3 protein-coding genes are annotated in these 3,576 nt (G+C 76.5%); 2 read left to right on the top strand and 1 reads right to left on the bottom strand.

Annotation, left to right across the window (positions count from 1 at the left end; genetic code table 11):
• Nucleotides 1-605: hypothetical protein (locus IDM29_RS15660; RefSeq protein WP_223148402.1), on the top strand; the 605-nt coding region annotated here is incomplete at its 5' end.
• A 174-nt stretch (nucleotides 606-779) separates the two neighbouring features.
• A complete protein-coding gene (locus tag IDM29_RS15655; RefSeq protein ID WP_182112481.1) occupies nucleotides 780-2,393 on the top strand; it encodes a hypothetical protein in 1,614 nt (537 codons plus the stop codon).
• Between the two features lie 5 nt (nucleotides 2,394-2,398).
• Here IDM29_RS15655 and IDM29_RS15650 read toward each other — a convergent pair whose 3' ends face one another.
• Entirely contained in the window at nucleotides 2,399-3,364 is a 966-nt protein-coding gene (locus tag IDM29_RS15650) for a DMT family transporter (protein ID WP_182112480.1), read from the bottom strand.
• Nucleotides 3,365-3,576 lie beyond the last annotated feature (212 nt).

The raw sequence follows: 3,576 nt of genomic DNA, 5'->3' as shown, positions 1-3,576 counted from the left end.
TCGGGCTGCCCGCGCGCCGCGGGGTGCCCTCGCCGCCGCGGGTCGAGGTGCTCCTCGACGGCGCCGTCCCGGGATCCGTCGTGCGGATCGCCGCGGCCCTCGTCGTCGTGGGCGTGGTGGTGCTCGTCACCGGTGGCCGGACCGTCGGGGTGGTCCTGGGCGCCGTCGCCGCGGCCGGCGTGCTGTGGCGCCCGGCCTGGCCGGTCGTCCCCGTCGTGGTGCTGCTCGCCGGGTTCGTGGTGCTGGCCGGGCCGGACCTGCTCGCGGCGCCCCGTCCGGGCGAGACGCCGGGGCTCTGGCGCGCCGCCGCGCTCGTCCTGGGCTGCCACGTCGCGCTGCGGCTCACCGAGCTCGCGAGCCGCATCGCGTGGCGGGGCGTGGTGGACCTGGCGCTGCTCGCCGCCGTCGGCCGCTCGGTGCTGGGCGTCCAGCTCGTGGTTCAGGGCGCCCTGCTCGCGGTCGTGTGGCTGCGCTCCGGGCCCGTGGGCGCGCAGGCCGGCCAGGGCTGGCTGCGCGTGCTCGCCGTCGTCGCGGTGGTCGGCGTGACGCTGCTGGTCGTGCCGCGCGGGTGGCTGCGCGACGGCTGGCGCCGGGGCGAGGACTGACGGCCGGCCTCGCCCGCCCCGCGCTCGGTCGTGAGCAGTACCCGTGGTCCCTCGTGAGAGGTACGCGCCGTCCCGCGCTACCTCCGCAGGTGGTACCGCCAGCGGCGCGACGCGTGGGAGGTTCGAGCGAGATCGATCATCGTCGTCACGCTCGCCGCCCGGAAGGACCCCCGCATGCCCCTCAGCCCCGGCCACTGTCCGAACGCCCGACCAGGTGCACGCCCGGGCCGGACGGCGCCGGTCGCTGCCGGGCTGGCCCTGGCGCTCGGTTCCGTGCTGCTGGTCGGCTGCTCCCCCGCGGAGCTCACCGCGGAGGAGCGGTCGACCACCGCCCTGCACCCGGCGTCCGACGAGATCGGCGCGATCGTCGCCGGATTCGCCCCCGAGGGCTGCACGGACGCCTCGCTGCCCGTCACGGTCGAGGAGGAGCGCCTCGCCGCCGTCCTGCCGGACCAGGCCGACCCGTCCCGGCCGGCCGACCGGACGTTCGCACGCGCGATGGTGGAGGGCGCCGGGTTCGGTGAGTTCACCGCCGCCTTCGCGGACGAGGTCTGCGGCCAGCAGTCGCTCGCCGGTGCGACGACCGTCGTCGAGCGCCTGGGCACCGCGCTGTGGCGGGACGCCGTGGCCCGGGCCCAGTCCACCGACGGCGTCACCGGGGAGCTGCCGGCGAGCGACGACCGCCCGCTGTACTGGACGCGGCTGGAGGCCATGGCCGTGCTCCACCAGTGGAGCCCCGACGTCGCGCTCGCCACCGGGGAGAGGGCGTCGCTGGTCGAGGCCTTCGACCGGGCGTCCCGCGGCATGGGCGACATCGACCTGCCGGCGGGCGACCAGGTGACGCGGGTGCTGGTGAGCGGGTTCGACCCCTTCAGCCTCGACGGCGGCACCACGGGCCGCGCCCGGGGAACGGTCGGCAACCAGATCCGCCACGGCAACCCGTCCGGCGCGACCGCCCTGGCGATCGACGGGACGACGACGACGGCGCCCGACGGCACCACCGTGCACTACGAGGCAGTCACGTTGCCGGTGAACTACGCCGAGTTCGAGCGCGGGTACCTGGAGGACGCGGTGGGCCCGCTGCTGGAGCCCGGTGACGCGCGCGTGGATGCGTCGATCACCATGAGCCAGGGGGGCGGTTCGGCGTTCGCCCTGGAGCAGTGGAACGGCCGCTACCACGGCGACATCGCCGGCAACGACGACGTCGCGCCGTGCCCGCCGACCGGTCTGACGGGCGCCCCGCAGCTGGCGAAGGACAACCCCGGCTGCAACATCCAGGTGCCGGAGCGCTGGGGTGGCGGGGAGTCGCTGACGGACCCGCCCCAGTGGACCGCGTCGACGCTGCCGATCGAGCAGATGATCGCGGCGCGCACGGGCGCGGACGTCCCCCGCCCGCCGGGCGACACGTGGGAGGACGAGTCGGTGGCGTTCGGCGTGCTGTGGAACACGAGCTTCACGTACTTCCCCCGCTGCGACTCCCGCGACCTGGAGGACGTCTTCCAGCGGGAGGACGCCTACCCGCCCGCCGTCGAGCCGACGCCCCCGCCCGAGGACTCCTGCGCGCGCAGCGGCGGCGGGGGTGCCTACCTCTCGAACGAGTCGGGCTACCGCAACACGCTGCTGCGCGACCGGGCGGGGCTCGACATCCCGGCGGGGCACATCCACACCCCCGACATGCAGCACTTCGACACCGAGTTCGCCGTGACGGACGCGACGTTCGAGGCGTGGCGCGACGCCGTCGTCGCCCAGGCGCGCGAGCTCGTCGCGGTGGTGGGTGCCCACAGCTGACCTCGTCAGTGCGCCGCGACGGCGTCGGGCGCCGGGGTCGCCCGCGGCCGCCGGCGGGCCGTCTCGGCGAGCGCGACGCCCGCGAGCACCACGGCCCCGCCGACCAGCTGCACCCACGTCATGGCCTCGGAGAGCACGAGCCACGCCGCGGCGGCCGCGCCGACCGGCTCGATCATGCCGATGATCCCGGTCCGCGCCGCGCCGAGGCGCACGACCCCCACGAGGATCAGCACGTACGGCACCACGGTCCCGAGCACCACGACGTACGCGAGCAGCACCCACAGCGGCAGCTCGGCGCCCGCGAGGGCTCCGGGCAGCGCGACGTCGTCGGCCAGGACGCGCGCGTCGAACGTCCACAGCGGTTGGACCGCGACCCAGAACAGCGCCGCGAACACCATCGACCACGTCTGGGTCGACAGCGGGTCCCGGTGGCGGACGAGGCGGTCGCCGAGCAGGTAGTACGTGGCGAGGGAGACGGCGGCCCCGGCGGCCGCCACGAGACCGAGCACGTCCAGCCGCACGCCCTCGCCCACCTGGGCGACGAGCGTGAGCCCGGCCAGGCACGCCGCGAGCGCCCACCACACGCGCGCCCGCACCTCCTCGCGGAGCACGAACCTCGCCCACAGCGCCACCAGCAGGGGCGCCGTGTACTCGACGAGCAGCGCGAGCCCCACCGGCAGGCGCGAGATCGCGACGAAGTACAGCCACTGGACCATCGCCATCCCGACCGTGCCGAGCACGGCGAGGGCCGCGAGCTCCCGCCCGCGCGGCAGGCGCGTGCGCGGGGCCAGGGCGAGCAGCACGACGACGAGCACGACCGCCGAGCCCAGCGAGCGCAGTTCCACGAGGCGCGTCGGGCTCAGGCCGGCCTGCATCGCGAGCTTGGACACGGTCCCGTTCACGGCGAACAGCAGCGACGCGACGACGACGGCCGCGACGCCCGCGGCGGTGCGGCGCGCGGAGGTGGTCACGCGCGGAGCCTAGGCCGGGCCGGGGCGCGCCGGGCCCACCGGGGACGGCGGCGTCGTCATCCACAGGCCCGAGGGTCCCGGTCGGGGCCTGGTCCGGTGCCCGCCTAGCGTCGCGGGCGAGGGAAGGGGGCGTGATGTCCGACGAGCCGGGGCTCTCCGCCGGCGCGGTGCTGCGGGCGACCGCCAGTGCGCGCGACGCCGTCGGGCGGGCG

This window comes from Actinotalea sp. JY-7885, from assembly GCF_014525465.1.
In the GTDB taxonomy this organism is placed as follows: domain Bacteria; phylum Actinomycetota; class Actinomycetes; order Actinomycetales; family Cellulomonadaceae; genus Actinotalea.
Note: the sequence above shows the minus strand (reverse complement) of the source record. Positions and strands in the feature narration are given on the sequence as shown.